This window comes from Actinomadura rubrobrunea NBRC 15275, from assembly GCF_001552235.1.
In the GTDB taxonomy this organism is placed as follows: Bacteria; Actinomycetota; Actinomycetes; order Streptosporangiales; family Streptosporangiaceae; genus Spirillospora; species Spirillospora viridilutea.
This window is the reverse complement of sequence record NZ_BCQU01000181.1, coordinates 1-3,084: the sequence shown is the minus strand read 5'-3', so window position 1 is coordinate 3,084 and position 3,084 is coordinate 1. Positions and strand designations below refer to the sequence as shown.

General features: G+C 74.5%; 4 protein-coding genes and 1 pseudogene. All 5 read left to right on the top strand.

The window, feature by feature from the left end; translation table 11 throughout:
* Positions 1-89 precede the first annotated feature (89 nt).
* Positions 90-872 (top strand): CoA transferase subunit A, encoded by a 783-nt coding sequence (locus AR3_RS28775; RefSeq protein WP_067918746.1) that lies wholly within the window; start codon positions 90-92, stop codon positions 870-872.
* Positions 872-1,540: a CoA transferase subunit B gene (locus AR3_RS28770; RefSeq protein ID WP_067918745.1), complete on the top strand. Its 669-nt coding sequence runs from the start codon at positions 872-874 to the stop codon at positions 1,538-1,540. Before AR3_RS28775 ends, AR3_RS28770 begins: the two co-directional genes overlap by 1 nt.
* A gap of 22 nt (positions 1,541-1,562) precedes the next feature.
* On the top strand, positions 1,563-2,249 hold the full coding sequence (gene pcaH, locus AR3_RS28765) for a protocatechuate 3,4-dioxygenase subunit beta (protein WP_281179298.1): 687 nt from the start codon (positions 1,563-1,565) through the stop codon (positions 2,247-2,249).
* Positions 2,246-2,818 carry a protocatechuate 3,4-dioxygenase subunit alpha gene (pcaG, locus tag AR3_RS28760; RefSeq protein ID WP_227023365.1) on the top strand — a complete coding sequence of 191 codons (573 nt, stop codon included), beginning with the start codon at positions 2,246-2,248 and terminating at the stop codon, positions 2,816-2,818. The genes pcaH and pcaG overlap by 4 nt, the downstream gene beginning before the upstream one ends.
* A pseudogene (locus AR3_RS30105) lies at positions 2,808-3,084 on the top strand (hypothetical protein); the annotation flags it as partial. The gene pcaG and the pseudogene AR3_RS30105, both read left to right, overlap by 11 nt.

The window sequence follows — 3,084 nt, the reverse complement described above, 5'->3', positions numbered from 1 at the left end:
CCGCCCCCCTCGGCGGCGGGCGAACCGGCGCGAGCAGCGGCGGCCGCGCCGGCGGACGGGCCCGGGGCGCGCGACGTGGCGGGAGGCACATGGACAAGGTCGTGGCCTCGGCGGCGGAGGCCGTCGCCGACATCGGCGACGGCGCCTCGCTGGCCGTGGGGGGCTTCGGGCTGTGCGGGGTCCCCACCGTGCTGATCGATGCGCTGTTCGAACGGGGGTCCCGCGGGCTGACGGTGGTGTCCAACAACTGCGGGCTGGACGGCCGGGGCCTCGGGCGCCTGCTGGCCGCGGGCCGCATCGCGCGGGCGATGGGCTCCTACGTGGGGGAGAACAAGGAGTTCGCCCGCCAGTACCTCGCCGGGGAGATCGAGGTCGAGCTGATGCCCCAGGGCACGCTGGCCGAGCGGCTGCGCGCGGGCGGAGCGGGCATCCCCGCCTTCTACACGCCCGCGGGCGTGGGCACGCTGGTCGCCGAGGGCGGGCTGCCGTGGCGGTACGCGCCCGACGGGAGCGTGGCCGTGGCGTCGCCGCCCAAGGAGGTGCGCGAGTTCGGCGGCCGCTCCTACGTGCTGGAGGAGGCCATCACCACCGACTTCGCCCTGGTCCGCGCGGCCAAGGGCGACCGGCACGGCAACCTGGTGTTCGACAAGGCGGCCCGCAACTTCAACCCGCTGTGCGCGATGGCCGGGCGGATCACCCTCGCCGAGGTGGAGGAGCTGGTGGAGCCGGGCGAGATCGACCCGGACGCCGTGCACCTGCCCGGCGTGTTCGTCCAGCGGGTGGTCGCCCTCACCCCCGAGCAGGCCGCCGACAAGCCGATCGAGAAGCGCACGACGCGGCCCGCGCCGGACGCGGGGAAGGGGGTGGGCTGATGCCCTGGTCCCGGGAGGAGATCGCGGCGCGCGCCGCGGCCGAGCTGCCCGACGGCGCCTACGTGAACCTGGGCATCGGGCTGCCCACGCTGATCCCCGGGTTCGTCCCGGAGGACCGGCACGTGGTGCTGCACGCCGAGAACGGCATCCTCGGCGTCGGGCCGTACCCGACCGAGGACGAGGTCGACCCCGACCTGATCAACGCGGGCAAGGAGACGGTGACGGTGCTGCCCGGCGCCTCCTGCTTCGACTCCGCGCTGTCGTTCGGCATGATCCGCGGCGGGCACATCGACATCGCGGTGCTGGGCGCCATGCAGGTCTCCGAGCGCGGCGACCTGGCCAACTGGTCGGTGCCCGGCAAGATGATCAAGGGCATGGGCGGCGCGATGGACCTGGTGCACGGGGCCCGGCGGGTGATCGTGGTGATGACCCACACCGCCCGGGACGGCTCCCCCAAGATCCTCAAGGAGTGCTCGCTGCCGCTGACCGGCGCGCGCTGCGTCGACCGGATCATCACCGACCTGGGCGTGCTGGACGTGACGCCGGACGGCCTGGTCCTGGTCGAGACCGCCCCCGGCGTCACCGTCGAGGAGATCCGCGCCCGCACCGAGCCGCCCGTGGCCGACGCGACCGGCGGCGGAACCGGCGCCGGCGCCACCGTGGCATGACCGCCCCCGCGCAGATGTCAGCATGAGAAGGGACCAGGCCATGACCCATCCTCCGTACCTGCATCCCGACTACAAGAGCACGGTCCTGCGGGCCCCCTCGAAACCGCTGGTGATGCCCAAGCTCGGCCCCGAGAGCGTGGAGCTGACCTCGCCCGTCTTCGGCCACCAGGAGCTGGGCCCCCTGGACGCCGACCTGACCCGCCAGCACCCGGGCGAGCCGCTCGGCGAGCGCATCATCGTCACCGGCCGGGTGCTCGACACCTCCGGCCGCCCGATCCGCGGGGCCCTGGTCGAGATCTGGCAGGCCAACTCCGCGGGGCGGTACGCGCACGGCGGCGACCAGCACCCCGCGCCGCTCGACCCCAACTTCACCGGCGCGGGCCGCTGCCTGACCGACGACGACGGCCGCTACCACTTCGTCACCATCAGGCCGGGCGCCTACCCCTGGCGCAACCACCTCAACGCGTGGCGGCCCGCGCACATCCACTTCTCGGTGTTCGGCACGGCGTTCACCCAGCGGCTGATCACCCAGATGTACTTCCCCGGCGACCCGCTGTTCCCGTACGACCCGATCTTCCAGTCGATCCCGGACGAGAAGGCCCGGCAGCGGCTGATCGCGCGGTTCGACCTGGACACCACCAAGCCCGAGTGGGCCCTCGGCTACCAGTTCGACATCGTGCTCGGCAAGACCCCGATGGAGGAATCGTGACGGCGGTTGGCGGCGAGACGACCCCCGAGTTGGGCATCACCCCGTCGCAGACGGTGGGGCCGTTCTACGGCTTCGCGCTGCCCTACGACGACGGACCGAAGGTCGCCCCGGCCTGGCAGGCCGGCGCGATCCGGCTGCACGGCCGGGTGCTGGACGGCGCGGGCGAGCCGGTGCCCGACGCGCTGCTGGAGATCTGGCAGGCCGACGCCGCCGGGGAGATCCCGCGGCGCCCGGGCGGGCTGCGCCGCGAGGGGCACGACTTCTCCGGCTTCGGCCGCTGCGGCACCGACCCCGACGGCCACTACTGGTTCAGCACGGTCAAGCCGGGCCGGGTCGGCGACGGCGCCCCCTACATCGCGATGGCGGTGTTCGCGCGGGGCCTGCTCAAGCCGGTGTTCACCCGCGTGTACTTCCCCGAGGACGCCGGCGCCCACGCGAGCGACCCGGTGCTCGGCGTGGTCCCGGAGGAGCGCCGCGGCACCCTGATCGCCGAACGCGACGGCGAGGCGTCGTATCGTTTCGACGTGCATCTGCAGGGCGATCGGGAGACCGTCTTCCTTGACCTTTGACCACTCCGGGACGTCCGGCCGCCGGCGGCCCGCCGGCGGCGCCGGGTCCGGGGCGGCGGCCGCGCCGGACGCGGGGCTGCTGTCGCCGGTGCGCGCGGGCACGGAGACCGAGGCCGCCACCGGGGACCCGGCGTGGCTGCAGGCGCTGCTGGACGCCGAGGCGGCCCTCGCCCGCGCGCAGGCCGACATCGGCGCCGTGCCGCGCGAGGCCGCCGACGCCATCGTCGCGGCGGCCCGCGCCGACCGGTTCGACCTGCCCGGCCTGG